General features: G+C 47.5%; 32 protein-coding genes and 1 tRNA gene. 29 read left to right on the top strand and 4 right to left on the bottom strand.

What is annotated here, in order from left to right; all coding sequences use genetic code 11:
- Nucleotides 1–30 precede the first annotated feature (30 nt).
- The 10 genes from AAB417_03690 (at nucleotide 31) to AAB417_03645 (ending at nucleotide 7,403) form a co-directional block, all read left to right on the top strand.
- Entirely contained in the window at nucleotides 31–372 is a 342-nt protein-coding gene (locus AAB417_03690; GenBank protein ID MEK7631101.1) for a hypothetical protein, read from the top strand.
- Nucleotides 373–376: 4 nt separating this feature from the next.
- Nucleotides 377–2,812, top strand: coding sequence for a type IV secretion system DNA-binding domain-containing protein (locus AAB417_03685; protein MEK7631100.1), 2,436 nt, complete (start codon nucleotides 377–379; stop codon nucleotides 2,810–2,812).
- Nucleotides 2,805–3,416: a GtrA family protein gene (locus AAB417_03680; GenBank protein MEK7631099.1), complete on the top strand. Its 612-nt coding sequence runs from the start codon at nucleotides 2,805–2,807 to the stop codon at nucleotides 3,414–3,416. Before AAB417_03685 ends, AAB417_03680 begins: the two co-directional genes overlap by 8 nt.
- Nucleotides 3,417–3,722, top strand: coding sequence for a hypothetical protein (locus tag AAB417_03675; protein ID MEK7631098.1), 306 nt, complete (start codon nucleotides 3,417–3,419; stop codon nucleotides 3,720–3,722).
- Between the two features lie 40 nt (nucleotides 3,723–3,762).
- Entirely contained in the window at nucleotides 3,763–4,902 is a 1,140-nt protein-coding gene (gene dnaX / locus AAB417_03670) for a DNA polymerase III subunit gamma/tau (protein MEK7631097.1), read from the top strand.
- A 72-nt stretch (nucleotides 4,903–4,974) separates the two neighbouring features.
- Nucleotides 4,975–5,048 (top strand) — tRNA-Gln (locus AAB417_03665).
- A gap of 7 nt (nucleotides 5,049–5,055) precedes the next feature.
- Nucleotides 5,056–5,766, top strand: coding sequence for a hypothetical protein (locus tag AAB417_03660; GenBank protein MEK7631096.1), 711 nt, complete (start codon nucleotides 5,056–5,058; stop codon nucleotides 5,764–5,766).
- 152 nt (nucleotides 5,767–5,918) lie between these two features.
- Nucleotides 5,919–6,632, top strand: a complete 714-nt coding sequence (locus tag AAB417_03655) for an HNH endonuclease signature motif containing protein (GenBank protein ID MEK7631095.1) — start codon at nucleotides 5,919–5,921, stop codon at nucleotides 6,630–6,632.
- Nucleotides 6,633–6,643: 11 nt separating this feature from the next.
- Nucleotides 6,644–6,967: an ASCH domain-containing protein gene (locus AAB417_03650; GenBank protein ID MEK7631094.1), complete on the top strand. Its 324-nt coding sequence runs from the start codon at nucleotides 6,644–6,646 to the stop codon at nucleotides 6,965–6,967.
- Between the two features lie 100 nt (nucleotides 6,968–7,067).
- On the top strand, nucleotides 7,068–7,403 hold the full coding sequence (locus AAB417_03645; GenBank protein MEK7631093.1) for a hypothetical protein: 336 nt from the start codon (nucleotides 7,068–7,070) through the stop codon (nucleotides 7,401–7,403).
- Nucleotides 7,404–7,412: 9 nt separating this feature from the next.
- Here AAB417_03645 and AAB417_03640 read toward each other — a convergent pair whose 3' ends face one another.
- Both AAB417_03640 and AAB417_03635 read right to left on the bottom strand, forming a co-directional pair.
- Complete coding sequence (locus AAB417_03640; GenBank protein ID MEK7631092.1) at nucleotides 7,413–7,613, bottom strand: helix-turn-helix transcriptional regulator; 201 nt, start codon at nucleotides 7,611–7,613, stop codon at nucleotides 7,413–7,415.
- 4 nt (nucleotides 7,614–7,617) lie between these two features.
- On the bottom strand, nucleotides 7,618–8,100 hold the full coding sequence (locus AAB417_03635) for a DUF2975 domain-containing protein (protein MEK7631091.1): 483 nt from the start codon (nucleotides 8,098–8,100) through the stop codon (nucleotides 7,618–7,620).
- A 167-nt stretch (nucleotides 8,101–8,267) separates the two neighbouring features.
- Here AAB417_03635 and AAB417_03630 point away from each other — a divergent pair, with 167 nt between their 5' ends.
- From AAB417_03630 to AAB417_03590, 9 genes are all read left to right on the top strand, one after another.
- The gene (locus AAB417_03630; protein MEK7631090.1) at nucleotides 8,268–9,449 is read left to right on the top strand and encodes a hypothetical protein; all 1,182 of its coding nucleotides are present in this window, start codon (nucleotides 8,268–8,270) and stop codon (nucleotides 9,447–9,449) included.
- A 239-nt stretch (nucleotides 9,450–9,688) separates the two neighbouring features.
- On the top strand, nucleotides 9,689–10,114 hold the full coding sequence (locus AAB417_03625) for a DUF1761 domain-containing protein (protein MEK7631089.1): 426 nt from the start codon (nucleotides 9,689–9,691) through the stop codon (nucleotides 10,112–10,114).
- 22 nt (nucleotides 10,115–10,136) lie between these two features.
- Nucleotides 10,137–10,673 carry a M48 family metallopeptidase gene (locus tag AAB417_03620; protein ID MEK7631088.1) on the top strand — a complete coding sequence of 179 codons (537 nt, stop codon included), beginning with the start codon at nucleotides 10,137–10,139 and terminating at the stop codon, nucleotides 10,671–10,673.
- Between the two features lie 160 nt (nucleotides 10,674–10,833).
- On the top strand, nucleotides 10,834–11,055 hold the full coding sequence (locus tag AAB417_03615; GenBank protein MEK7631087.1) for a hypothetical protein: 222 nt from the start codon (nucleotides 10,834–10,836) through the stop codon (nucleotides 11,053–11,055).
- 3 nt (nucleotides 11,056–11,058) lie between these two features.
- Nucleotides 11,059–13,125 (top strand): copper-translocating P-type ATPase, encoded by a 2,067-nt coding sequence (locus tag AAB417_03610; protein ID MEK7631086.1) that lies wholly within the window; start codon nucleotides 11,059–11,061, stop codon nucleotides 13,123–13,125.
- 12 nt (nucleotides 13,126–13,137) lie between these two features.
- Nucleotides 13,138–14,700, top strand: a complete 1,563-nt coding sequence (locus AAB417_03605) for a multicopper oxidase family protein (protein ID MEK7631085.1) — start codon at nucleotides 13,138–13,140, stop codon at nucleotides 14,698–14,700.
- Between the two features lie 61 nt (nucleotides 14,701–14,761).
- On the top strand, nucleotides 14,762–14,896 hold the full coding sequence (locus tag AAB417_03600) for a hypothetical protein (GenBank protein MEK7631084.1): 135 nt from the start codon (nucleotides 14,762–14,764) through the stop codon (nucleotides 14,894–14,896).
- A 51-nt stretch (nucleotides 14,897–14,947) separates the two neighbouring features.
- Nucleotides 14,948–16,186, top strand: coding sequence for an aminoacetone oxidase family FAD-binding enzyme (locus AAB417_03595; protein ID MEK7631083.1), 1,239 nt, complete (start codon nucleotides 14,948–14,950; stop codon nucleotides 16,184–16,186).
- Nucleotides 16,187–16,464: 278 nt separating this feature from the next.
- Nucleotides 16,465–17,214, top strand: a complete 750-nt coding sequence (locus tag AAB417_03590; GenBank protein MEK7631082.1) for a DNA alkylation repair protein — start codon at nucleotides 16,465–16,467, stop codon at nucleotides 17,212–17,214.
- On the opposite strand, the gene AAB417_03585 is transcribed toward AAB417_03590, so the two are convergent.
- Nucleotides 17,151–17,906, bottom strand: coding sequence for a pseudouridine synthase (locus AAB417_03585; GenBank protein MEK7631081.1), 756 nt, complete (start codon nucleotides 17,904–17,906; stop codon nucleotides 17,151–17,153). The genes AAB417_03590 and AAB417_03585 overlap by 64 nt on opposite strands.
- Before the next feature lie 70 nt (nucleotides 17,907–17,976).
- On the opposite strand from AAB417_03585, the gene AAB417_03580 reads away from it, so the two are divergent.
- The 3 genes from AAB417_03580 (at nucleotide 17,977) to AAB417_03570 (ending at nucleotide 20,297) form a co-directional block, all read left to right on the top strand.
- Nucleotides 17,977–19,425, top strand: a complete 1,449-nt coding sequence (locus AAB417_03580) for an ATP-binding cassette domain-containing protein (GenBank protein MEK7631080.1) — start codon at nucleotides 17,977–17,979, stop codon at nucleotides 19,423–19,425.
- Between the two features lie 99 nt (nucleotides 19,426–19,524).
- On the top strand, nucleotides 19,525–19,725 hold the full coding sequence (locus tag AAB417_03575; protein ID MEK7631079.1) for a cold shock domain-containing protein: 201 nt from the start codon (nucleotides 19,525–19,527) through the stop codon (nucleotides 19,723–19,725).
- 104 nt (nucleotides 19,726–19,829) lie between these two features.
- Entirely contained in the window at nucleotides 19,830–20,297 is a 468-nt protein-coding gene (locus tag AAB417_03570; protein MEK7631078.1) for a hypothetical protein, read from the top strand.
- A 76-nt stretch (nucleotides 20,298–20,373) separates the two neighbouring features.
- Here the strand turns inward: AAB417_03570 and AAB417_03565 are convergent, their stop codons facing one another.
- The gene (locus AAB417_03565; protein MEK7631077.1) at nucleotides 20,374–20,649 is read right to left on the bottom strand and encodes a hypothetical protein; all 276 of its coding nucleotides are present in this window, start codon (nucleotides 20,647–20,649) and stop codon (nucleotides 20,374–20,376) included.
- A 149-nt stretch (nucleotides 20,650–20,798) separates the two neighbouring features.
- On the opposite strand from AAB417_03565, the gene AAB417_03560 reads away from it, so the two are divergent.
- From AAB417_03560 to AAB417_03530, 7 genes are all read left to right on the top strand, one after another.
- A complete protein-coding gene (locus AAB417_03560; GenBank protein MEK7631076.1) occupies nucleotides 20,799–22,469 on the top strand; it encodes an AAA family ATPase in 1,671 nt (556 codons plus the stop codon).
- 49 nt (nucleotides 22,470–22,518) lie between these two features.
- Nucleotides 22,519–23,169, top strand: coding sequence for a CxxC-x17-CxxC domain-containing protein (locus tag AAB417_03555; GenBank protein ID MEK7631075.1), 651 nt, complete (start codon nucleotides 22,519–22,521; stop codon nucleotides 23,167–23,169).
- A gap of 49 nt (nucleotides 23,170–23,218) precedes the next feature.
- Nucleotides 23,219–23,389, top strand: a complete 171-nt coding sequence (locus AAB417_03550; GenBank protein ID MEK7631074.1) for a hypothetical protein — start codon at nucleotides 23,219–23,221, stop codon at nucleotides 23,387–23,389.
- 8 nt (nucleotides 23,390–23,397) lie between these two features.
- Nucleotides 23,398–24,171: a hypothetical protein gene (locus tag AAB417_03545; protein ID MEK7631073.1), complete on the top strand. Its 774-nt coding sequence runs from the start codon at nucleotides 23,398–23,400 to the stop codon at nucleotides 24,169–24,171.
- Between the two features lie 41 nt (nucleotides 24,172–24,212).
- Nucleotides 24,213–24,662, top strand: coding sequence for a hypothetical protein (locus AAB417_03540; protein ID MEK7631072.1), 450 nt, complete (start codon nucleotides 24,213–24,215; stop codon nucleotides 24,660–24,662).
- 73 nt (nucleotides 24,663–24,735) lie between these two features.
- Nucleotides 24,736–25,116, top strand: coding sequence for a VOC family protein (locus AAB417_03535; GenBank protein ID MEK7631071.1), 381 nt, complete (start codon nucleotides 24,736–24,738; stop codon nucleotides 25,114–25,116).
- A gap of 12 nt (nucleotides 25,117–25,128) precedes the next feature.
- A complete protein-coding gene (locus AAB417_03530) occupies nucleotides 25,129–25,668 on the top strand; it encodes an NYN domain-containing protein (protein ID MEK7631070.1) in 540 nt (179 codons plus the stop codon).
- The last annotated feature ends 104 nt before the right edge of the window (nucleotides 25,669–25,772 follow it).

The raw sequence follows: 25,772 nt of genomic DNA, 5'->3' as shown, positions 1-25,772 counted from the left end.
GCACCCCCGTGTGTATGCTATACTCAATAAATGGAAGGAGAGATAAAGTTTTCCACTCCCGAAGAAGAAATCCGCTATTTAGAGGGGCGTATTGCCGAGAAAAAGCGTGAGATGGGTCCGCATGACGCGGCCACAGAAGTGCTACGCGAGCATGCTACCTTCGCGCCCGCGCCGTCAACTCTTGTGCCACAGACTACGCCCGTAGCTCCACCCCAAGACGAACTGTCGCGGAGCGTGGCACTTTTAGTTGATCAGGCGATGTCAGGGGGCGTGCTCGACGCGATTGCCCGCGTGCGCGAGACGCATAACCCCTATCTTATCGACGCATTTCATGACGCGCTCGTAGAGCGATTTGCTTCGGGCAATTCATAGTATTATGGATCCGCTTCTCCTCGGTATTATTGCGGCAACAATAGGGCTGGTACTCATCACGGCTCTGCTTTTTTATTTTTTGGTAATGCGTCCACAGCGCGAAGCAGAGGTTTCAGGCGCGCTTGGTATGGTACTCTATGCGGTGCTCATCCCGCACGATGAAAATCCAGCCGCGGGCGAAGCAAAGAAAAAAGAACCCAAAGATATTATGATAGCGATGGAGCAGCTCTACGCCGCGCTCTCGTCGCTCAAGACGAGTGGTATCCATCATATGCGTTTTGGGAGCCCGTCGATTACTTTTGAGGCGGCTCTCCCGCACATTGGCTCTGAGGTCATTTTTTATGTGGCAGTGCCACGCTTTGCGTCACAGTTTTTTGCAAATCAGCTCAGTTCATTTTTCCCATCAGCAAAGGTATCAGAATCAAAAGATTATAATATCTTTCATCCGTCAGGCGTGAGCGCGGGGTCAGTGGCGGTTACCACCAAAAATATGTTACTGTCGCTTCGCACCTACAACGATCTTGGCTTTGATCCGCTCGAGATTATCACGGGCGCGTTTGCCAAACTCAAGACCGAGGGTGATGGCGCCGCTCTCCAAGTAGTCGTGCGCCCCGCGCGCATACCACTTTATCAAAAAGGCAATGAAGTCGCGCGCAAGGTGCGTAGCGGTGTTTCATTTAAAGATGCGCTCGGCGGTTTTGGTAAAGAACTGCAAGACGCGGTTACTAGCGCCGGCTCAAAGCCCAAAGACGAGAAAAAATCAGAGGAAAAACCAAAAGCCGTAGATGAAGATCTCGCAAAACAGATCGAGACCAAGGCCTCGCAATCCGCCTTTGATGTGGTGATTCGCATCATCGCGTCAGCTGCCACTCCCGCCGAGACTACCAATATCATGGCGGGACTTGAGGCGGCCTTTGAACAGTTTAATAATCCGCAGGGCAATCAGCTCGCGTTTCGGCGCATGGGTGCGAAGCCACTCGAAGATCTTTTATATCGTTTTTCATTTCGTCTTTTTGGCGAGTCAGAAAAAATCTATCTTTCATCATCCGAGCTCGCGAGCATCTTTCATTTGCCGTACGCGGGTTTTTCGCAACCCAATATAGCGTATCTCAAGTCGCGCGAGGCGCCGCCACCTCCCAACATGCCTGCTTCAGGTATGTTGCTCGGCGATAGTGTATTTCGAGGCGAGACCCGATCTGTGTATATGGCTGATGATGATCGCAGACGCCATATGTATGTCATCGGGCAGACCGGCACTGGCAAATCAACCTTTCTCAAAGAACTCGCGCGTCAAGATATTTTAGCAGGGCGCGGTGTTTGTTTTATTGATCCGCATGGTTCTGATATCGAGTCACTTCTTGAATCAATCCCGCCCGAGCGCGCTGAAGATGTGATCTACTTTAACCCGGGCGATATCGAGCGACCCATGGGGCTTAACTTTTTGGAGTATGATACGCGCTTCCCCGAGCAAAAATCTCTCATCGTCAACGAACTCTTAGATATTTTCAATAAACTCTATGATATGAAAACCGCGGGTGGTCCGATGTTTGAGCAGTATTTTCGCAACGCCACTATGCTCGTCATGGAAGACCCGCAGTCAGGCAACACGCTCATGGAGGTGAGCCGTGTGCTTGTCGACAAAGAGTTTCGTGATTATAAACTTTCGCGATCTTCAAATATGGTGGTCAATAGTTTTTGGCAAAAAATAGCAGAGAAGGCAGGAGGCGAGTCAAGCTTGGCCAACATGGTGCCGTACATCACCTCCAAGTTCGATACCTTTTTATCCAATGATATTATGCGCCCGATTATCGCGCAGGAAAAAAGCGCTTTTAGTTTTCGTGAGGCGATGGATACCCAAAAGATTTTGCTTATCAATCTTTCAAAAGGACGCTTGGGCGAGCTCAACTCATCATTGTTGGGTCTTATTATCGTAGGGCGTATACTCATTGCCGCGCTCTCGCGCGTAGATATCGCTGACGAATCAGCGCGCAAAGACTTTTTCTGTTATATCGACGAGTTTCAAAATGTCACCACCAAGTCTATCGCCACGATTTTATCAGAGGCACGCAAGTACCGACTCTCGCTCATTGTGGCGCATCAGTTTTTAGGGCAGCTCGAAGACGATATCAAAAAGGCCGTATTTGGCAATGTGGGGAGTATGATCGCGTTTCGGGTAGGATCTGATGACGGCGAGTTCTTAGAAAAGCAGTTTAGTCCCGTGTTTGGCGCACGCGATCTGTTAAACATTGATAACCGAAATGCCTATGTTAAAATGCTCATAGGAGGTCAGACTTCACGCGCGTTCAATATGCAGATGCGCGCACCAGCAAAGGGTGATCCGGCGTTACGCGAACGCGCGGTTGGTATATCGCGCATTACCTACGGCCGACCACGCATCGAGGTGGAGGCAGAAATTAAAAAACGATACATGCATGTTTAAAAAAGATTATCTGTACGCAGCAGTCATAGGCCTTGTTACGGCTTTTTTTGGGCGTTTACTTTTGATTAACAATGAAGTGACGCTTGCGTACGGTGGTTTTTCTTTGCCGCTCTGGTCGTTATTTATCATTTTGCCGATTGCCGAATTTGTTGCTTACATCATCGCGTCAAAACTTTTTTCTCATATTTTGTTTCTCAAGCAGCTGGGGCGCTTTGGCATCGTGGGCCTGATGAATGTATGTGTTGATATTGGTATCGCCACGACTCTGCGCCGTGCGTACGAGATTGATCCCAAGAGCGCGGAGATGTTGCCGATTCTTGTTGTCGCGTCAGCTATTGCTATCATCAATAGTTATTTTTGGCAGCGTATGTGGACTTTTGCTGAGAAAGCGCCACCATCCAGTAAAGAGTTTATCGCTTTTGTAGTCGTTACTCTTGTCGGGCTTGGTCTCAATACTGTTGTTTCGGTAGCGATTATCCACGGTGTCGGTGCGCTCGATGCGCTCTCAGCAGACAGAATCTTGACGATCTCGAAGATAGCCGCAACCGCCGTCTCACTTTTCTGGAACTTCCTCGGATACAAATTTATTGTCTTCAAAGAATAAATGGGTAAGCTTGTCGTTTGGGTTTTAGCGCTCATCGCCATTGGATATGGCGGGTGGTATTGGTATAGTTTGCAACCAAAATCATTTACCGAGGTTATCGTACAAAATGATACAAACAAAGGCGCGCGGTATCCTGAAGATGTATGCCAGAGCATACTTGATACAGCAAAAAGATCGTCTTCAACTCTGTCATGCGAGATTGCCAATGCAAAACGCGTTGATGGCGATATCACCGATGTCGATATTCAATGCAAGGGCAAAAATAGTGCCGCCGGTTGCTTTATTTGCACTATCGCCTGCAAGTAGGCAAGTGGTCGAGGCCACTATTTCCTGATACGATGCTGGTATGCAAAAGCCCGATCATGTTGTTTTGTATCGCAAGTATCGTCCCCAGCGATTTTCCGATGTCGTAGGTCAAGATCATATTGTAAATGTACTCAAAAACGCTTTGCGCCTTGAGCGTGTTTCCCACGCATATATTTTTTCTGGCACGCGCGGTACGGGCAAGACTACACTCGCGCGCTTGCTCGCCAAAGCTTTCAATTGTGAGAAGCGCGGTAAGGACAGTGAGCCGTGCAATACATGCGATATATGTAAAGATTTTTCTTCGGGCAAAGCCTTTGACTTAGTTGAAATCGACGCGGCATCAAATCGCGGTATTGATGATATCCGTGAGCTCAAAGAGGCGGTGCGTTTTACGCCCATGCGCGCAAAGCGCAAAGTATATATCATCGACGAGGTACATATGCTCACCAAAGATGCGTTTAACGCACTTCTCAAAACTCTTGAAGAACCGCCCGCGCACGCTATGTTTATCATGGCCACGACCGAGCTCGATCGCGTGCCTGATACTATTTTGTCACGCTCGCAAAGTTTTGAATTTCGTCGCATCAGCGAGAGCGTGATACGCGAAGAGCTTATGCGTGTCGCAAAGAGTGAGAAATATAAGATTGATAGCGAGGGTACTGTGATGCTGGCATTTTTAGCAGATGGTTCTATGCGTGATGCAGAGACTATGCTGGGGCAGGTGATGGATGCGTATATTGAGGGCGCTGACAAAGATGCGCTTACCAATCTGTTTGGTCTGCCAAAGATTGGGCAGATCCACGAATTGCTCGATGCCGCACTCAAGCGTGAACCGGTACGAGTACTCGATGCGCTCGGCGGCATACGCAAAGACGGTATTGAGCCCAAGCTTCTCTCGCGCATGTTGGTACACGAAGCGCGTGAGCTTTTTGTATCGGCATATAATCCCAAAGATCTTGAACGCCTACAAAAAGAATTATCAGAAACCCACGCGGCATTTTTCACCTCGCACCATACGCTTCCCAAAAAAGATATCGAGCAGCTCTTGGTAAAACTGCTCGAAGCCCACAACATCGGATTTCGTGGTACTTTTCCCGATCTACCGCTCGAGCTCGCACTCTTGTCACTCTCCGAACAGGAGCCACAAAAAACACTCGAGAAACCGGCATTTCTCAAATAGCTTCTCGTTGCCAGCGAGGCCTTTTTTGGATATGATACATACGCGCCAAAAAAGCGCGTTCCCAAGTAATACTGGGGGATCGTCTAACGGCAGGACATCGCCCTTTGGAGGCGAGTATCATGGTTCGAATCCATGTCCCCCAGCCAACACTTTATGAATCTAAATCTACGAAATCTCTTAACGTTTCTCGATGACCCGAAGAAGGGAGACAACAGACATTCGTCAGCAATCACGGGTGTCATCGGCGAAGACTTGAACGCCGCCGCATTTGCGCACTACATTGGCAGAGACGGGGTGCGAGAAGCGACCGTAAGTGCAGACTCCCCGACACCCGGTACAAGAAGTGGAAAGCGTTTGGACAGATGGATACAAACACGCAACAAGCAGACGGGCGAAAAGATTTTGTACCAATGCGAAATAAAGAACTGGGCGGCATCGGCTATCGGCGGGCACAGGCTCCCAATCGACTGCAGTGAGGAGGAAGTCAAGAAAGCTGTCGCTCACTATTGGAAGGGTCAACTGAAAACATTTCAGTCTGCTGTACATCCAAATAGTGTCACGAAGGTTTTCACTGCCATGAGACTTCCAGAACAATACGCCGAGTCTAAGGTGCAACCATTAGTGATTTACTGGATGCCGATGTCCAATTCCACAGACGCCAATCCGGAGCCATTTTTCCAAGTACCTACACATGACTTGGGGTTGCCCGATACGTTTGTCCGAGCACCGTTCGAGACGCTGAATGTCTTCTCAGTTTCGCTGTATTTCCGCAGGCTCTTGAATGGTGGTACAGAGACGCTTGTCTTGGATATGCCGAACGCCGAGAGGCGCGCACAGGTGCTAGATGAGATAGGTAGAGAATAGACACTTTCCGGCCCCTTTTTATAGTGTCCATCGTGTCTATTGAGACCAGACTGAGATGCCTCAATTTGCTACACTGAAAGTACTCAAAGAACCCTTACAAGGTCTCAAGGTGTAGGGTTCACAACCGAGTCAGTCAGCCAAGAAATAAAAAAATGGATAATCTGAATAAAATTCAGGACGATATATTAAGCTATCGTGGGATGTGTGACGCTGAAAATGTTCAGACACTCCAACGCGGTATGAATTTCAGAATGAACCCGAAGTATTCTGTTATTTTAATGTCTCAAAGATCTAGCGCGCCGTATAAAGATAAGATTCATGAAGATGGGATAACGATTGAGTATGAGGGGCACGATGTCTCTAAAAAATCGCATGATCAGAGTCATAATCCGAAAGTAGAAGACCAACGTGAGAAATTGCCCAGCGGAAAGCTTGCTCAAAATGGTTATTTTATAAAAGCTGTCAAAGAATTTAAAGAGGGCGAATCTCTCCCCGAACTTGTTAAGGTGTATGAGAAAGTATTCCCTGGCGTCTGGTCTTTAAAAGGCTTTTTCGACTTAATTGATTGTAAGGTAATCCATGATGGTAGAAGGAATGTATTTCGTTATCTTTTACGGCTTTCTGATCGAAGTGGAGTGGCTAATATAACAAGTGCAATTATTGAGCATACAAGACTAATACCTTCTGAAGTAAAAAGGGAGGTTTGGAAGCGAGATCAAGGTAGGTGTGTTATGTGTGGCGATACCAAAAACTTGCATTTTGACCATGATTTGCCGTTTTCAAAAGGAGGGACGAGTCTATCCACAAAAAATGTACGTTTGCTTTGCATGAAGCATAATTTACAAAAATCAGACAAAATTGAATAGCTAGTTTGAGTATGAAAACTCTTAAGTTTCGAGATTTTAAGGCAAAGATGATTTTGGAGGGAACCAAGACTTCTTCTCTTCGGCTTTTTGATGACAAAAATTTAACAAAGGGCGACGAGCTAGAGCTTACCAATTCTGATACTGGTGAGACATTTGCTCGCGTAGACATAACCGAGGTTATAGAAAAACCGCTTTCCAAAGTAAATGCCGATGACCTCGTAGGCCACGAGCCGTTTAAAGATTACGATGATATGTATCAAACACTTAAAAAATATTATCCAAATATCAGTGACGATACTCCAGCAAAAATTGTTAGATTCAAAATTATAGGATAAAAGTCATCAGAAAGGCCGCGTAGGGCTTGATGGAGAAGTTTACGAGACCGAAAAGGTTAGTCAACTATAGATTTATAGTCCGGCGTGCTACGCTCTGTATATGAAAAATTTCACTGTTATATTTATGGCGCCTGCAGCAACTATGGCGGAGTGGATGAAGAGGCCAGAGGCAGAGCGCAAGGATGAGGAGGCAAAGATGAAAGCAGATTGGGATGCGTGGATGGCGGCACACAAAGATACCGTGCTCAACACTATTGCCTTGGGCAAGACAAAGCGCGTGAGTGCATCGGGCATCGAAGATGTAAAAAACGATATGATGCTTTCTTCGTATGTGCAGGGTGAGTCTGCAGAGGCAGTAGCTGAGCTTTTCAAGAATCATCCGCACTTCACCATTCCTGGCGCCACGATTGAGATAATGGAAGTCCGCCAAATGTAAGGCGTCTCTTTATTGATACTCCAAAATATCGCCCGGCTGACAACTCAGAGCCTTGCAAATCGCATCCAAGGTTGAGAGACGAATCGCTTTTGCTTTGCCATTTTTCAATACAGAGATATTGGCCATCGTGATGCCCACTTTGTCTGCAAGCTCGGTGACGCTCATCTTGCGCTTTGCCAACATCACATCAATGTTAATGATGATTGCCATAGGGTTAAACGGTTAAGTCATTTTCAGACTTTATATCTACAGCGTTTTGTAAAAGTTTTTCAAATACGGCTGCGGCTGTGGCAATGATGATCGAGCCAAATGTAATCATAACACCCATGGCGACACCGCCCGCGATATCATCATTACCGTGGTTGAGTATGATGATCATTTCTTCTATGGCGACAAAACCAATGATGCCCAGCGCGCAATATTTTATGGTTCGCAAACATTTTACCGCTTCTGTCGAGAATGTCTTGTCGTGTCCGATGAGTCCGAGCAACGCAAACGCCTGATATAATGCTACGAAGAAGGGAATAGACCCCATATAGACAAGTATTAAAAAGGGATCATCAAAATATATTTCAGAGAGGGAAGTTGCGTTAGCATTCACACCTTCGAGGTGAGGCTCCCAGAGCAAGAGAGCGAGCGCACCAATGCCGATGAGTACAATAATTATTTGGAGAAATATTGTTGAGCTTTTTTTCATAGCTTTATTTTATATTAGTATATATCGTTTTTCAATATATATTTATTGTTATTTATAACTATATGGTTTGTAGAAAAGTTACATGAGCTCACTCGGTCAAACCCGTCTTTGGTTAGCTAGCTCCATTGATGTTTGATGGGGAGGGGGAGGAATAGTAGTATAAGGACATGCAAATCAAGCGTGTTTTATTTGCCTGCGCGTTACTCTTTCCATTTGTCATACCGTCCGCGTACGCGAAAACTGATTATTTTAAGTATCCCGAAGTGCATAACGATTTTTGTGGGGCAAAAATCGATTATCGTATTTGTAAGTGCGCGCGGCACAATCAGATGTGTAAAGACATCGGCATGGAGCGAAACGCTGCCAGTGACAAGCTTTACGCGGCATTTGATGAATATGTAAAGGGCCAAAAAGAAATGTTTGGCAGGAGCTGCATGGCTAGCGGCGGTATTTATTCTGTATTAAATGCAGAGTGTGGGTATTGCGAGGCAAATGAAGTACGGAGTGAAGGCGTGTGTAAAAACCCAAAAGATGTTCGATCAATCGAGGAAATATATAATCTTCCAAAAGTTGAAACAGTCGGCGGTACCCAGATCGTGGGGTATGTGGTACTCGGCGAAGGCGAATTTTTTCTCTACTCACCAGGGCGCGGCAAGTGGACGGGCCCCATATCAGGGGGCGGGCTACAGATTTTTGAGGGCGATGTATTGTATACAACCATCAAGGGGCGCGCCCAGCTCCGCTTTGGCAGTTCCAACTTTTATCTTCTTGAGCGCTCCACCTTGCGCATGCCATCACCCCAGCAAGAGCGTACGCTTCTCGAGCGCGGTACGCTTTTTATATGGAGCGCACTCAAGCGCTTGGTGACCAATGACATGCTGGAAATTGAGGAAGGAGGTGCGCATTCTATCACCGGCAGAAAGGGGACGACATTTATGATCACCTCAGAAGATGGCAAAGCACAGTACGCGGTACAGGAAGGCGCGATCGATGTATGGCTCAAAGATAGCCCACAAAAGAAAAAGGTAATCACCACGGGTACCGCAGCAGTGGCGAGTGCCTCAGGTATCGCCGAGGCACCCTACGAGTGGGATGCTCTTTTGCAAAAGCACGGTCTTGAAGCGGGCGATTTTTCAGAGCCGCCCAAGATTACTCCATTTGCGTTCATTGACCCCGACGCTGTAAATCCGACCGAGGTAGCATATACGGGAGATCTCGTTGGCGACTACAAAAGCTCTCGCGGCGGCTCTTGGGGTGCTGTTATGACCTATGGTGGTATCGCGGTGGTACTCGTTGTCGGATTCTTTTTTGTACGCCGCCTTATGCGAAAACGCGTCAGCGAGGTTTGATGGGGAAAATACCAATTGATCTTCGTCGCGTACTTGTCAGTACGCCAAAAGCAAAGGTTATTTGGGAGGGTCTCACACCAGACGCGCGTAGAGATTTTGTCCGTTGGATAGACTTAGCTAAAGAATCGGAGGCGCGAGGCGTTCGTATCGCAAAAGTTTGCGTTATGCTTGCAGCCGGAAAACGGCATCCTGTAGTGGAATCCTAGATATACAGATTAAAATATTGCTATAGTATTTATATGGAAATAAACTACACATTGATATTGGGGGCTGCACTGGCGCAGTTCGTGTTGGGTGCGGTATGGTATTCACCTTTGATGTTCGGCAAATGGTGGATGCAAATCATGGGGGCTGATCGCCTATCAAAAGAAGAGTTACAGAAGATGCAAAAAGAGATGGCACCGTTTTATGGTCTTCAGTTTTTATTGACAGTCATTTTCACTTTTGTATTGGCCATGTTTGTTCACTACTTACAAATGGCCAATGTAGGCTTTCATGCGTATGGCGTTGCCGGATGGATATGGTTCGGTTTTATAGCGCCTACACAGATAGCTGGAGTTGTGTGGGCAAATACCAAAAAGCAGTTTTGGGCAAAACAAATCTTCGTGATGATTACCTATCAATTGGTGGGCTTGATGCTGGCTGCGTTTATCTTATCAATGTAAATTTCTGATCATCTCATTCGTGATGGGTGATGCCATCACCGTAAAGATTTATAAAAGCGCGCGCGCAAAGCGCATGCGTATCTCAGTACACCGAGATGGATCGGTGAGAGCTACCCAACCGGCGCGGCTCGCTACTCGTCACTTTCTTACGTTTCTCGAGAGCAATATTGCATGGGTTACAGAACGGTTGCGTTATGTAGGTACATTACCTCCCGTCACGCAACCGATACAACACTCTAGGGTAGAAAAAATCCGCTTATCTTTGGAGGCAAAAGCGCTTGCTACACGGAGATTGCAACACTTCAACCAATCGTATGGTTTTGCGTACAATAAAATAGTTATTCGCAATCAAAAAACAAAGTGGGGGAGCTGTTCGGCAAAAGGTAATCTCAATTTTAACTATCGCATTGTACTATTGCCCGCAGAGTTGGCTGATTATATTATCGTGCATGAGCTCTGTCATCTCGGAGAGCTCAATCACTCAAAAAATTTTTGGGCGTTAGTCGCGAAAACATTGCCAAATCACAAAGAATTGAGAAGGGCCGTCAAAAAAGCATGAACTAAAATACTAAAGGAAAAAACAATACATTTCATTTAAATATAATAGCAAATTTTAGGCCGCCCCACTGGTATGAGCGCTGATGACTCGATGGGTTCTGAGTCATTTAAGGGTTATAATAAAGGGGTTGGATTATTCGCTAAATAAAAGTATAAAAAATATGAAGCTATCAAAATTGATGCATGTTGTAAGCGTCGTTGTAGGTTTTGCTGGGGTCATCGCATTTGCAGGCGCGCTCCTTGGCGGTGGCGACGATCAGGTATTTGGGATTACAAAAATCGATGCATTGCTCTGCGCTGGCATTCTTGTTCTAATCGCTGTTTGGGTTCAACTCGCAACGATTCATCATATGATGCTTGAAAAGCGTGGAGAGATTATCTAATCGATGGATCAGGATCGTCACAAGCATCAACACGCCGGCCATGATATGTCCGCGATGTCTCATGCGGATCATGAGGCCGCGATGACCAACCCACAAATGGCAAAACAAATGGAGGTAGATATGCGTCGGCGTTTTTTTGTCGCGCTCGCGCTTACTATTCCTATTGTTTTTTACTCGCCCATGGGAGAGATGCTTTTTCATATTTCCCTGTGGTCACCGATACCAAAGACCCTGCTTCTTTTTTTGTTGACGACTCCAGTCGTGTTTTGGGCGGGATCTATTTTTATTACAGGCACCTACTACTCGCTCCGAGCGAAAAAACTCAATATGTCAGTCTTGATCGCTACCGGTGTGTTGGCGGCGTATCTCGGTAGCATCGCGCTTTCTTTGATCGGGGGAGGTGAAGTGTTTTACGAGGCGGCGGCGATGCTTATCACCTTCGTTCTTTTTGGGCATTGGATGGAGATGAAATCACGCCGTGGTACTTCAGATTCACTACGCGCGCTTTTTGATCTGGTGCCGCCGCAAGCCCGAGTCTTGCGTGACGGTAAAGAAGTTTTGATACCGAGCGCAGAGGTGCTACGGGACGATACGGTGGTGTTAAAGCCGGGGGATAAGGCTCCGGTTGATGGCATTGTTATAGAGGGCGAGACGGCGATCGACGAATCACTTGTCACAGGAGAATCACTACCAGTTTCAAAAAAAATAGGAGACGCGGTGATTGGTGGTTCTATCAACCAAGCCGGTTCGGTACAATTTCGCGCGACAAAAGTTGGCGCAGATACGGTACTTGCTTCTATCATCAAGATGGTAGAAACAGCACAAAATTCCAAAGCGCCCGGGCAGCGTATCGCTGATAAAGCCGCCTCATGGCTTGTAGTGCTCGCGATTGGGTCTGGCATCGCCGCATTTTTTGGCTGGTATGTCTTTGCTGGCGCGCCGTTCGTTGTGGCGCTTACATTTGCTATCTCGGCTATTGTGATTGCTTGTCCAGACGCCCTTGGCCTTGCTACGCCAACAGCAGTCACGGTGGGTACGGGGCTTGGCGCAAAACACAATATTCTTATCAAAGATGCTACAACGCTCGAAGGCGCATCAAAGATAGACGCCATCGTGCTCGATAAAACAGGTACGCTTACCGAAGGCAAGCCAAAGGTGACAGACGTTATCGCGGCCAGTGGGTTTTCTGACAAAGATGTTCTTCGGTTTGCCGCAAGCGTTGAGGCAAAATCAAGCCATCCGCTCTCAATGGCCATTATTGCCGAGGCAAAAAAACACAGCATCGATGTATCTGTGGTGGAAAATTTCCAGTCACTTTCCGGTTTAGGCCTCGAGGCAGTCGTAGATGGCAAAAAAGTTCTTATCGGCACTGAGCGTTTACTGCGCGACAAAGGTGTCGCGTTTGAGAGTATGAGAGGTGAGATCGAGAGCCTCTTAGCAAAGGGGAAGACATTGAGTATCGTAGCTGTTGATGGTGTGGTCGCGGGTATCATTGGTATTTCTGATTCTATTCGCGCATCATCAAAAAAGACCATAACCGAATTAAAAAAACTCGGCATTCAAACCGCCATGATTACCGGAGACAACAAAAAAATAGCAGAAGCAGTAGGGGCGGAGCTCGGCATTGATCGTGTATTTGCCGAAGTGTTGCCAGAAGATAAGGCGAGTTTTATAAAAAAACTTCAAAGTGAAGGAAGATTTGTCGCCATGGTAGGCGACGGCGTCAACGACGCTCCAGCGCTCGCGCAGTCAGATATTGGTATTGCGATTGGCGCTGGTACGGACGTTGCTATAGAGACGGGTAATATTGTCCTCATGAAATCCGATCCATATGATATAGTCGCTGCCATTCGTCTGAGCAAGGCAACGGTACGCAAGATGAAGCAAAATCTTTTTTGGGCAGCAATTTATAATATACTAGCGATTCCGGTGGCTGCTGGAGTGTTTTATACATCGCTCGGTTGGTCACTGCGCCCCGAGATTTCCGCGTTGCTTATGTCGGCCTCATCCATCATAGTTGCTACAAACGCGGTATTATTAAGACGAGTTGAATCAGAGCTTTTAAGCTAAACTTTATAGTATATGAATAAAATCCTTGGCATTGCGTTAGCTGTCGTCGTCGGAGTATTTGTGCTGTATAGCGCCTTATTCAATCAAAGTGCGCGCAATGTACCCTCTACGAATATCTCAGATTTATCGCTAGCAAAACCCGCCACGACTATCGAGCTCAAAGATGGCGACACGTATGACCTGACTGCAAGTTATGTCAAAAAGAATATCGGTGGGCAGGATCAGAAAATGCTCGCATATAATGGCTCCATCCCAGGACCCACCATTCGCGTACCACAGGGGGCGGAGGTGACTATCAATTTTAAAAATAATACTGACTTACCCGCATTATTGCATTCGCACGGTGTACGCATGGACAATGCTTTTGACGGATCGCAATTGCAGCAAAAAGAGATGAATCCAGGAGAATCGTTCTCGTACAAACTCAAGTTCCCTGATGCAGGCGTGTATTGGTATCATCCGCATGCAAAAGAAGTCTATGGTCAGGGGCTCGGGCTGTATGGTGCATTTATCGTCAGTCCTGCCGATTCAAACTACTTTCCCCCTGTAAACCGCGAGATGCCACTTTTTCTTTCCGACTTACCCATTGAAAACGGCGTCATTGAGCTTGATAAAGATACGCCGAGCCATTCTCTCATGGGTCACTATGGCAATATAATGCTTGTCAATGGTGAAGAGATGCCAAATATCGAAGCCAAGGCAGGTGAGGTACTGCGTTTGTATATCGTCAATGCTGCCAACGCGCGCCCTTTCAATGTCGCCATCAAGGGCTTAAAGCTTAAACTTATTGGCGCCGATAGCGGTGCGTACGAGCAAGCATCGTTGGTTGATAGTGTCATGCTTATGCCGTCAGAGCGAGCTATCATTGATGTATTAATTCCGCTTGCAGGAATATACGAGATACAGCACCAAACACCCAAAAAAATATATCCCCTTGGTACTTTGTCAGTAGCCGAAGATCGAGTAGAAGTGTCACATGGGCAAGCTTTTACCCTTTTGCAAAAAAGTCAGGCGACCATAGATAGTATCGATCGGCTCCGATCATTGTTTAATAAAGAGCCCGAAAAGCGTATCGCGCTAACGCTTGATATGGCTGGCGGCATGATGGGTGCGCAAGGTAGTCATATGATGCCAAATGGGCAAATGATGGGCGGTGGCATGATGGGAGGAAGCCCCGACGGTATTGAGTGGGATGATGCTGGTCAAATGATGAATCACATGATGGATTCCGCGATGGTCAAATGGAAAATCGTTGATCAAGATACGGGCAAGGCAAATATGGATATTGATTGGGCATTCAAGAGGGGTGAGCCAGTCAAGATAAGAATCTTCAACGATCCAAAGTCGATGCACCCGATGCAGCACCCGATTCATTTCCACGGTCAGCGATTTTTGGTCGTCGCACGCAATGGAGTTCAGCAGACTAATCTCGTATGGAAAGATACGACCTTGGTAAGATCTGGCGAAACGGTTGATATCATCCTTGATCCCTCAAATCCAGGTGAATGGATGGCTCACTGCCACATCTCCGAGCATCTTGAGAGCGGCATGATGTTTGATTTTACTGTGCGATAGTCTTTCGCGGGCGTATACTAAACGAAAGGTCCATTATCGTAGAAATAACAAACATAACAATATGATGGAATATGGATACGGAAGCGGAGGTATGATGGGTGGCATGGGATTGTTTGGTCTGGTCACATGGCTTGTGATTTTGATCGACTTGATCTTGCTCGGCATCTGGCTTTCACAAAAAATTTCAAAAAAATAAACGCATCATAAAAAGCTCGTTTTACGCGAGCTTTTTTGCTACAGTGCCTCCATGGTATGGGATGTAGTGATTATTGGCGGTGGTCCCGCTGGAATGATTGCGGCAGGTCGCGCGGGTGCGCGCGGGCGGCGTGTGTTGTTGTTTGAGAAAAATCCAACACTCGGCAAAAAACTTCTCATCACCGGAGGTGGGCGGTGCAATGTGACCAACAACAAGCCCGAGGTGCGCACCATGCTCGCGCGATACAAAAAGAGTGACAAGTTTTTATTTTCTGCCTTTACTCAATTTGGCGTGGCAGAGACGCTTGATTTTTTTCATGCACGGGGCATGCCCACAAAAGAAGAGGCCGAGGGTCGCGTATTCCCCGTATCAAATAAAGCACAGTCAGTCTACGATGTGTTGGTAAAGTATATGAAAGAAGGTGGCGTACAGATCCAGCCTAAAGCAAAGGTCACGAGTATCGCCACAGAAAAATCTACTGGCGAGATCGCCATCACGCTCGCTGACAAATCAGAAATACGCACGCAGTCATGCATCGTTGCTTCAGGCGGCACCTCGCGTCCCGAGACAGGCTCTACTGGTGATGGATTTGGTTGGCTCTCGAAGCTCGGTCATAAAGTCATCGCCAATGATATGGCGCTCGTACCCATTGCGCTCAAAGACGCATGGGTGAAAAAATGCGCGGGCGTAGCGCTCACTGATATCAAACTGACCACATTTCAAAATGGCAAAAAACAAAAAGCATACAAGGGTAAGATGCTCTTTACCCATGTCGGTATCAGCGGTCCCGCAGTGCTTAATATGAGTAGAGATGTAGGCGAGCTACTGCGTGACGAAGAAGAAGTCACTATCATGCTCGATCTGTTCCCAACACTTGATGCGGGCACATTACGCGCAAGATTGCAGGCAATCTTGGTGGCGGATAGCAATAAAAAAATAAAAAATGTTCTTTCACCATTTATCCAGCCCGCTCTTGTTTTACCACTGCTCGCAGAGGCCGGCATTGATAGCGAGACGCCAAGTCATAGCGTGCGCACAGACGAGCGCAAAACACTTGCTGCGCTTCTCAAGGCGATTCCATTGCATGTTGCAGGGTTGCTCGGTAAAGACAAAGCAATCGTATCATCGGGAGGCGTTGAGCTTAGTCAGATTGATTTCAAGACTATGCAGTCGCGTGTAGTGCTGCAGCTCTATATAGTAGGTGACATGCTCAATATTGATCGGCCATCGGGCGGATATAGTCTTCAGCTTTGCTGGACTACCGGTTATGTCGCAGGTAATAGTTGCTAAGATAAAAAAATTCCACACTATGATAGTGTGGGGTTACAGGCCTGCGGTGAGCGCGAAGCTCACGATTGAATGGCACTGCTTACGCTCGAGCAGAGATGTCTTACTGGCGCAGACCGCATAGGGGTCGGGCATAGTGCACTTCATGTGCTCGTAGCTGGCGAGTCCCGCCACTAACAATACCATGACGAGTATCAGTCGAACAATCTCCATGCTTCCTCCTTGGGGAACTTTTCGTCTCCATGCTAGTCTAAAATAGTACAAAAATCAATCATCTCTTTATGCAACATGCTCGCGAGGTAGAAGTAGCTCTCAAGTGTCTTGGCACACCCGCCAAAGCAAAATCATCAGCGTGGTTTTTTAAAACAGGCGAGGGGCACTATGGCCACGGTGATATTTTTTATGGCGTCACGGTACCCGAACAGCGACGCGTAGCAAAAGAGTTCAAAGATTTACCGCCCGCAGAAATTGTCAAGCTTTTGGCAAATCCTGTCCACGAGTGTCGGCTGATGGCACTTTTGATTTTGGTGGGGCAATATCAGCGCGCTGACGAAAAAACAAAGATGCGTATTGCCAAATTTTATGTCTCGCGCGCAAAACAAATAAATAATTGGGATTTAGTTGATGCCTCAGCGAGCTATATTTTGGGCACTGAGCTTGCTGATAAAAAACGCACTATGTTATACAAACTCGCGCGGTCAAAAAATTTGTGGGAGCGGCGCATAGCGATTGTCTCCACCCATGCATTTATCCGGCGTGATGATTTTGCAGATACCTTTAAGATCGCACAAATACTCATATCAGACGGGCATGATCTTATACACAAAGCTACGGGCTGGATGCTGCGCGAAGTAGGCAAGCGTGACCAGCGCCAGCTTGAACAATTTTTACAAAAACACGCATTTGTGATGCCACGCACGATGCTGCGCTATGCGATAGAAAAATTTTCTGAGAAAAAACGCAAAGTTTACCTATCGATGCCGAGCGAGCTCAAAAAATCTGCAAGTTCTTTGCCTTCTATCTTACGGTAGGTACCTTCGGTGAGTGGGCCGAGTTTGATATTGAGTACCCGAATGCGGCGCAAGTCAGTGACGGTATTGTGAAGTGCGGTGACCATACGGCGGATTTGGTGTTTTTTACCTTCTCCTAAAACAATGCGAAACGCATTGTCACTCACTCGCTTTACGGTACACGGCTTGGTCATGACTCCCTCACCGATATCAACACCTTCTGACATGTGTTTTTCAAAGCTTTCGCGCAGGTGTTCTTGGGTGCGTACTTCGTATTCTTTCTCATGTTCAAATTCGGGATTCAAAAGCCGATCGGTGACGCGGCCATCATTAGTCAAGATGATGAGTCCACGCGAGTCTTTATCGAGGCGCCCGAGCGGAAATATATCAGATGCCACCGGTGTATTTTTGAGCTGGGTCTTGATATCCATATCACCTAGTTGCGGCAAGCTTGTCACAATACCTTTGGGTTTATTGTAGGCAAGATATACATATTTTTTAGCAGGTCCTTTTGCTTGTACCTCCACTTCATCATTTTCGGTGACTTTATCGCCCAGCACTGCTTTGTGTCCGTTGATAAATACGAGGCCTTTGGTGATGATTTCATCAGCGCCACGCCGCGTTGCGTAGTTTTTAAGCGCAAGATATTTATTGATGCGCATTGGATAGCTATTAGCGGGCTTTGATGGCTCGGGTTTTCGAGGCGGTTTCATGAGACGGAGTATAGCGCAAAAGCAGATATAATAGAATAAAGTACAAATATGTGTTATTGTTGTCAGCATTATGTCGCGCGACGAAGTTATTGTTCGGTTTGAAGAAGTCTCGTTTGAATACGGGCACAAATACCCCATTATCAAGGAGGTCAGTTTTCCTATTCGCCGTGGCGCCAAGATCACCCTCATGGGTCAAAATGGCGCAGGCAAGAGTACGCTCTTTGGACTCATCATGGGCGCGCACAAACCCGAGTCAGGGCAGATTCATATCGCGCATGGCCTGACTATCGCTACTGCACGCCAAGTAATCCCGCGCGATCAGATGGATCTGACGGTGCGCGAATTTTTTGAAAAATGTTTTACTAAAAAAGTGTATGACATCGATCCGCGTATCGCTAAAGTACTCGAGGTCGTGCATCTGACAGCTCCGCTCGATAAGGTGATCAAGACATTTTCTGGTGGTCAGCAAGCGCGGCTTTTGCTCGCATCAGCACTCATCCAAGATCCCGATCTTTTGCTGCTCGACGAGCCGACCAACAATCTTGATAAAGCTGGCATCGAGCATCTCACGCAATTTCTTATTGATTACAAAAAGACTTGCATCGTCATCTCGCACGATGCGGATTTTCTCAACGCGTTTAGTACAGGCGTGTTGTATCTCGATGTATTCAAACGCACCATCGAGCAGTATGTAGGTAACTACTTTGATGTAGTCAAAGACATCACTGCGCGTATCGAGCGCGAAAACAAAAAGAATGCTCAGCTCGCCAAAGAGATTCAAGAAAATAAAGATAAGGCAAACTTCTTTGCACAAAAAGGTGGCAAGATGCGCAATGTCGCCAAAAAGATGCGTGACAAAACTGAGTCGTTAGAGAGCGAGATGATGGATGTCCGCCAAGAAGATAAGACCATCAGGCAGTTTGTCATCCCATCACAGCCAGAGATCGTGGGTGATATCTTGTATATTACTTCATACATCACGATCAAAAATCACAAACCCGTCACGCACAAGTCTGATATCAAGCTCAAGCGCAATACGCATCTTTTGATCAAGGGGCCAAATGGTATTGGCAAGACTACGCTGCTCGAGACGATTGCGCGCGGCGCCAAGGGCACCAAGATTATGGATGATATTATCGTAGGGTACTATCGCCAAGATTTCTCAACGCTCAATTTTGAAGACACCGTGCGTGAATCGCTCATGGAGGTGATGGATAAAAAAGTAGAAGAAAATATGCGGGGGACCGCGGCACGCTTTTTGATAACCTCTGAGATTATCGGTACCAAAATCGGCAGGTTGTCAGAAGGGCAAAAGGGTCTCGTCGCATTTGCGCGTTTGGTGCTCCAAAAACCAGGCCTTTTGATCCTTGATGAGCCTACCAACCACATCAATTTTCGTCATATCCCTGTTATTGCTGAGGCTTTAAACAAATACGATGGCGCCATGATCTTGGTCAGCCACGTACCCGAGTTTGTCAAACAAATCCGCATTGATCAGGCACTCGACCTCGAAAAGTAGGGGGTATTTGACAAAATTCTTTACATAGGTTACAATGGACATGTGCTGAGTATAGAAACTAAGTCGGGTTTTTTTAGCGTAAGCATGTAAATAAAGTTTATGATGAACGGAACAATCAAAACTCTTACGGACAAGGGATATGGATTCATCGCTCGCAATGGCGAAGAGAAGGATCTTTTCTTTCACTCCAAAGAGTTGAACGGCGTCATGTATGATGAGCTCAAAGTTGGCGACAATGTCACCTTCGAGGTATCAGACGGACCAAAGGGTCCCGCCGCGACCAACGTATCACGCGTATAAGCGTTATACCAAAAAACGCCCCGCAGTTGCGGGGCGTTTTTTGTTTGGTATGATATACTTATTCTATTAGATTCTATTTTATGCAGTCCGAATCTCTCGATACTATGAAGCGCTGGATACAGAAATTGCCGCGATCACGCATGCAATATCCGCAGTCGTTTGCAGCGCGTGTGAAGTATTTTTTTTGGCGTATTATTACGCCCGTTCATCCGTATGTGCGCGACCTTCTGCTCAAGCTTCGTATTCTGCGCCATGAGGGCAGGCAGAACTTTTTGCTGGGCAAAATTGCTCCGCATACATCTGTCAAAGAGTTTATTGCACATCTGGTAGAGCTTGGGTACGGCAACCACTTTGTGGCGTGGCGCGATGACGGCGAGCTCGTGAGTTTGCGTTTTGTAGTAAGTTTCATGCATCAGTATCATATTCGTGTGTTTGAAGATGGCGAGGTGCGGGCGCATTTTGAGTATACGCCTGAGTGTTATCCGATGTGGCATATGCATGAGGTAGATATGGAAAGTCGCCGCGAAGAGTTTCTCAAGCTCATGGGCGATCGTATCGAAGTAGTCTCGTAGACGGTTTTATAAAAAGAAAAACAGCTTGCACGACGAATCGTGCAAGCTGTAGTGCGGTGCCAGTGTTGGCCGGCGGTTACTCGGCGGCGGGGTCGAGGCGTTCCTCCACTCGGAACGCTCTGGCGATGGCGTCACTGATGAACGTGCCGAGGACGAGATAGGCTCTGTAGGTCGCGTCCCAGCCGGTGCAGAACCAGCCGAGGGCGAAGATCGGGCCGCTGAAGACGGCGACCGCGAAGGTTACGAGCTTGTTGGCCGGCCAGATGCTTTCGCGCCAGACGATGGCGCCGAGCGTGATGAGCCATGCAACCATGTCGAGCCAGTCGATCACGAGCCAGAGTGTTCTGAACATCTTCGGATTTCTCCCCTTTGTACTATGGATGCTTGCGCATCGGTCTAGTGTGATTTTTACCATATCCATCAAAAAAGTTAATCATTTACCAAAAGTAATAGTTGGCACCTTTGTAAAAAAGTAGCAGACCGCTACAATGGGTGCATCTTATGACCCAAGACACCGCACTTTCTATATTAAAAACCGGCGCCAATGTATGCATCACCGGCGAGCCGGGCTCTGGCAAGTCATATCTTATAGGTCAGTACATCGGGTATCTGCGCGAGCACGGTATTGAACCGGCTATTACCGCATCGACCGGCATTGCCGCGACCCATATCGGTGGCATGACGATTCATTCATGGAGTGGTCTTGGTATCCGCGACGCGCTCACCGACTACGATCTTGATTTTTTGACACAAAAAGAAAAACTCGTCGAGCGCGCGCGCAAAACTCATGTGCTGATTATCGACGAGATCTCAATGCTCGACGCACACACTCTCGGCATGATCGATACGATCTTGCGGGCGTTGCGACGAAACCCCGCGCCCTTCGGTGGTATGCAGGTGATTTTTGTAGGCGACTTTTTTCAGCTCCCACCCATCGCGCGCGGAGGCCGCGCATCACGCTTCGCATTCGAAGCGCCATCATGGAGTGCGGCGGGTTTACTGACTTGTTATCTATCCGAGCAGCATCGCCAAGAAGATCCGGTATTTCTCGATATGTTGCTCTCGATTCGCAAAGGTGAGGTGACCAAAAATCTTCACAAACATTTAAAAGCGCGCAACATTGTGCCTGACAATGTTGATGTCATGCCGCAACTCTTTTCGCACAATGCCGATGTCGATCATATCAACAAAGGCGAACTTTCAAAGATCCCCGGCAACGCGCGCATTTTTGATATGCATACAAAAGGTTCCAAGGCGCTCGCTGACTCACTCAAGCGCGGGTGTCTCTCGCCCGAAACGCTCTTCTTAAAAGAAGGCGCACGCGTGATGTTTACCAAAAATGATTTTGAAAACGGTTTTTTCAATGGCACGCTTGGCGTTGTCACCGGCTTTGCCGAAGACGACGGTTTACCCGAGGTTCGCATCGGCACCGGTGAGACGATCAAAGTATTTCCCATGGAGTGGGCGGTAGAAGAAGGCGGCAAGACACTCGCCAAAATCATCCAAGTCCCTTTGCGGCTTGCGTGGGCTATCACCATTCACAAAAGCCAAGGTATGTCACTCGATGCAGCACTCATGGATCTCTCAGCTACCTTTGAATATGGGCAGGGATATGTAGCGCTCTCTCGCGTACGCTCGCTCGCAGGTTTGTATCTGCGTGGATACAACGAAAAATCTTTGCAGGTACACCCCCGTATTTTGGAGCACGACGCGGCATTTCATGATTCATCAGACCAAGCGCGCGAAGTATTTACCGCCATGAGCACGCCCGACCTACAAGACATGCATCACAATTTTATCCGCGCCTGCGGCGGTACTATTGAAAAAGGCACAGCGAAGATATCAAAAAAGAAAATACCAACTCACGAGGCCACACGCGAACTTTTGATGCAAAAGCTCACTCCGCGCGAGATCGCCAAGACGCGAGGTGTCACCGTAGGCACGGTCATCGAGCATTTGGAAAAACTCTTGCGCAAAGGGTTGATTGATATCGAGGCTGACTGCGCGCATTTCAAGCCGTCAGGCGCGCGATTTGAGAAAATCTGCGAAGCATTTGAACAAATACGCAGTTATAGCGACACATTACAGCTCGCCCCCGCCCGTTCCATGCTGGGCGAGAGTTATGACTTTGAGGAGCTCCGTTTGGCGCGACTTTTCTTGGAGCGTGGCTAGCCCTTGCTATTTTTTGCCAAATAGTATATAGTTGCGTTCTACCTAATATATGGCCTATTTCAACAAAGACAACCGAGGCGGCGGCAACAAGTTCGGCAAACGAAGTTTTGGCGGACGCAATGACCGTCCCCAGATGCATGACGCTGTGTGTGGCAAGTGTGGCAAGCGCTGCCAAGTGCCGTTTCGCCCTACCGGCGAGCGTCCTGTGTACTGCAGTGACTGTTTTGATAAAGAACGCGACGGCGGGTCCGAGCGCGATGGTGGCGGACGCACTTTTGACCGCAACGATCGTGGTAACTCACGCTTTGAAGAGCGTCGTATGTATGCAGCGGTCTGCAGTAAATGTGGCAAAAAATGCGAAGTACCATTTTTGCCTACCGGTGGACGCCCAACTTTCTGCAAAGATTGTTTCGATGGTGCTGGCGGAGATCTCTCGCTCGACGGCCCAGCTCGTGATGAGCGCCCAAAGCGCAGCTTCGATGATCGCAAATTTACTGACCGAAGTGGCTCAAAGCCAGCAGATTACAAAGCAGATTTTGCTTCACTCAATGCCAAGCTCGATAAACTCATCAGTATATTGACACCAGCAGTATCTCAAAAAGAAACTGCAAAGCCCGTAGCTGAGACTCCCAAGATCGTTGAGGCAAAGAAGTCTCCAGCCAAAAAAGCAGCAGCCCCCAAAAAGGCTAAAAAGAAATAAACTCGAAACTCTGTTTGTAAAAATCGCACTTCTGTGCGATTTTTAAGTTATGACACACTATATATGTACGGGCACCTGCAAGGGGGTATCAGACAAAGAAGGAGTTTGCGGCGCCGAGATGTGCCCAAAGCACAACATGTCGCTCGAGGCATGCGATTGCACTGATGGCAAGCACAACGGTTGCCAAGACCACGACGCACCCGCACCAGAAGACAAATAATTTTTTATATGGATTACAAAGATGCCAAAAAGCGCCTTGAGGCCGCACACGCACTGTTTGTAGGCGACACTACATCACGCGAAAAGTTTAGCGCGGTGCGCGATCTTGTGGGCGGCATGCATGCGGGTATCGATGAAAAGCTCAAGGCGTGTGATGAGGCATTTTCTCATCTCGACAAGCTTGATAATGGCGAATACTCCGAACTCGCCGCTGAACACTTGCCTGATGATACCGAAGACAGGAAAGGGCGCAAAAGGGCATTGTTGCTTCTCATACAGTTTTGGAAAAATTTGCGCAGCGAGATTTCGCGCGTCGAGGCAGAACTCTATGCGAACGAGATAGGGCAAAAAGTTCCCAATCAAAAATCTGTATGGAGTAAAATATTTGGCGCCGCCAAGGGTCCATTTGGCCTGATAACTATTGTCGCCGTAGGTGCCGCCGTAGTATTACAGGCCACATCCGTGAGTATGACCATCAAAAACAACGGCTGCGGCCCCATGATACCCGGCTCACTGCCGATACCACTGCCCGGCCTCAAGTTGCCTGGCGAACCAATCGCGAGCGGGGGATCGGCAGTCGCCACACTGCCTGCCGTCACTGTCACTATTGACGGCACTCAGCCCGGCGCTATCTACCTGCGCGCACTCAAGCTCGATCTGTCATTTCAAATTCCAAACAATATCAAAGATGTGACACTCAATGGCCAGACGCTTCTCAAAAAAACTACACAGGTAGCCCTCGGCGCACAGAAAAACCACGAGATCGTGTTTGTGTGTAAATAAAGGGAGTAAAACTATCTAATCTTTTCTTTGTTTGGCAAGTCGTGCTAGGCTACTTTTTGGAGGTACTCAAAGTGAATATTGGGGGTTTATGGCAGCTCGCGAAGGCTCTCTTCAGTCAGCGTAAAGACCTCTCCTTTTCCCAGAAGCCGATGCGCTATTTCAATCGCCTTGGAGCTGGCCGTGCTGTTTCGGTCTATGTCTCGGACGACGATCTGGCTGCGCTCGTGTTTAGGTTTGAGCGTAAAGTCGAATCATCCGACATCAAGGACGGTAGACTTGTGCCACTGGCGCGCGAAGATCTCAAGCGAAGAGGTGGCAAACGCGTGATGCATTACAAGCTTTCCTACGAAAGCGCTGAAGCACTACACTCAGCGCTTGGCGCGGCACTTAGCGATATTCGCGCTCGGCGTTCAAGTCGTGAATTCCTACATCGTATGTTCTCGTTTGTTGCCGCACACGCAGAACGCCTACAGAAAGCACATCCGGCGTAACGCATGTCAAAGCCAGTCCATTATCAGGCTGGCTTTTTTCTTTTTATAAGTTTAAATATGTTATAATTTTTGCATGATTGCACATACAGGGCTCCCCGTGAGCGACTACAAAAAAGCAAAAGAGTTTTATATCAAAGCACTCGCACCACTCGGCTACGAGAACAATATGGAATACGGCGAGGCCGCAGGCTTCATAGAGGGCGGGCATACCAGCTTTTGGATAGGGAAGAACCCCAAGGGCGTGGTCCCACTACACGTTGCCTTTGAGGCAAAAAATAAAGAGCAGGTAGATGAGTTTTACAAAGTAGCACTGGCCGCGGGTGCGGCAGACAACGGCGCCCCCGGATACCGCACCGAATACTGGCCCGGTTACTACGCCGCGTTTGTACACGATGCTGACGGGCACAATATTGAAGTAGTCTGGTACGACTACAGCAAAGAAGAGAAGAAATAATTTTTACAGAGGATGGCGAAGCAAGCAAGAAACAACCTTGCGTATATAGACGGCCAAAATCTTTACATGGGTACCGCAAAGCGGGAGATTGATCCATGGAGGGTTGATTTGGCGCGCTTTCGTGTATATCTTGAGCAAAAATATAGCGTCGGCGAAGCGTATTATTTTCTAGGTTATGTGCAAGAGGCAAATCAAGATCTCTATGAGGAAATCCAAAAAGCCGGATTCATATTGATATTTCGCGAGCACAACCCGGCGATGATAGGAAAAAAGAAGGGCAATGTAGACTCAGACATCATTTTTAACATAATGAAAAAGATGTACAAGCATGAAGATTTCGGCAAGATCGTTCTGATATCAGGTGACGGTGACTACAAGCCCCTCGTCGATTTTTTGATTGAAGAAAATAAGTTTGCAAAAATCTTGTTTCCTGATCGTAGTAGGGCTTCTTCTTTGTACAAGAAAATCGGAGCAGTATATTTTGATGCTCTAAACTCCTCCGGAGTACGGAGCAAAATCGAGAGAAAAGAAAAGGGCTCCTTAGGCAGTTAACCGTTTGGAGCCCCTTTCGTCGTAATACACAGATCCTATCAAATATTCGCCAAAAGTCAAGGTAGGTTTTTACCCTTGAAAAATCGCACCAAAAGTGCGATTTT

The organism is Patescibacteria group bacterium (assembly GCA_038064855.1).
GTDB lineage: Bacteria > Patescibacteriota > Minisyncoccia > Ryanbacterales > GWA2-47-10b > SICQ01.
The sequence above is the reverse complement of the archived record's forward strand: the minus strand, read 5'-3'. Positions and strand labels throughout refer to the sequence as shown.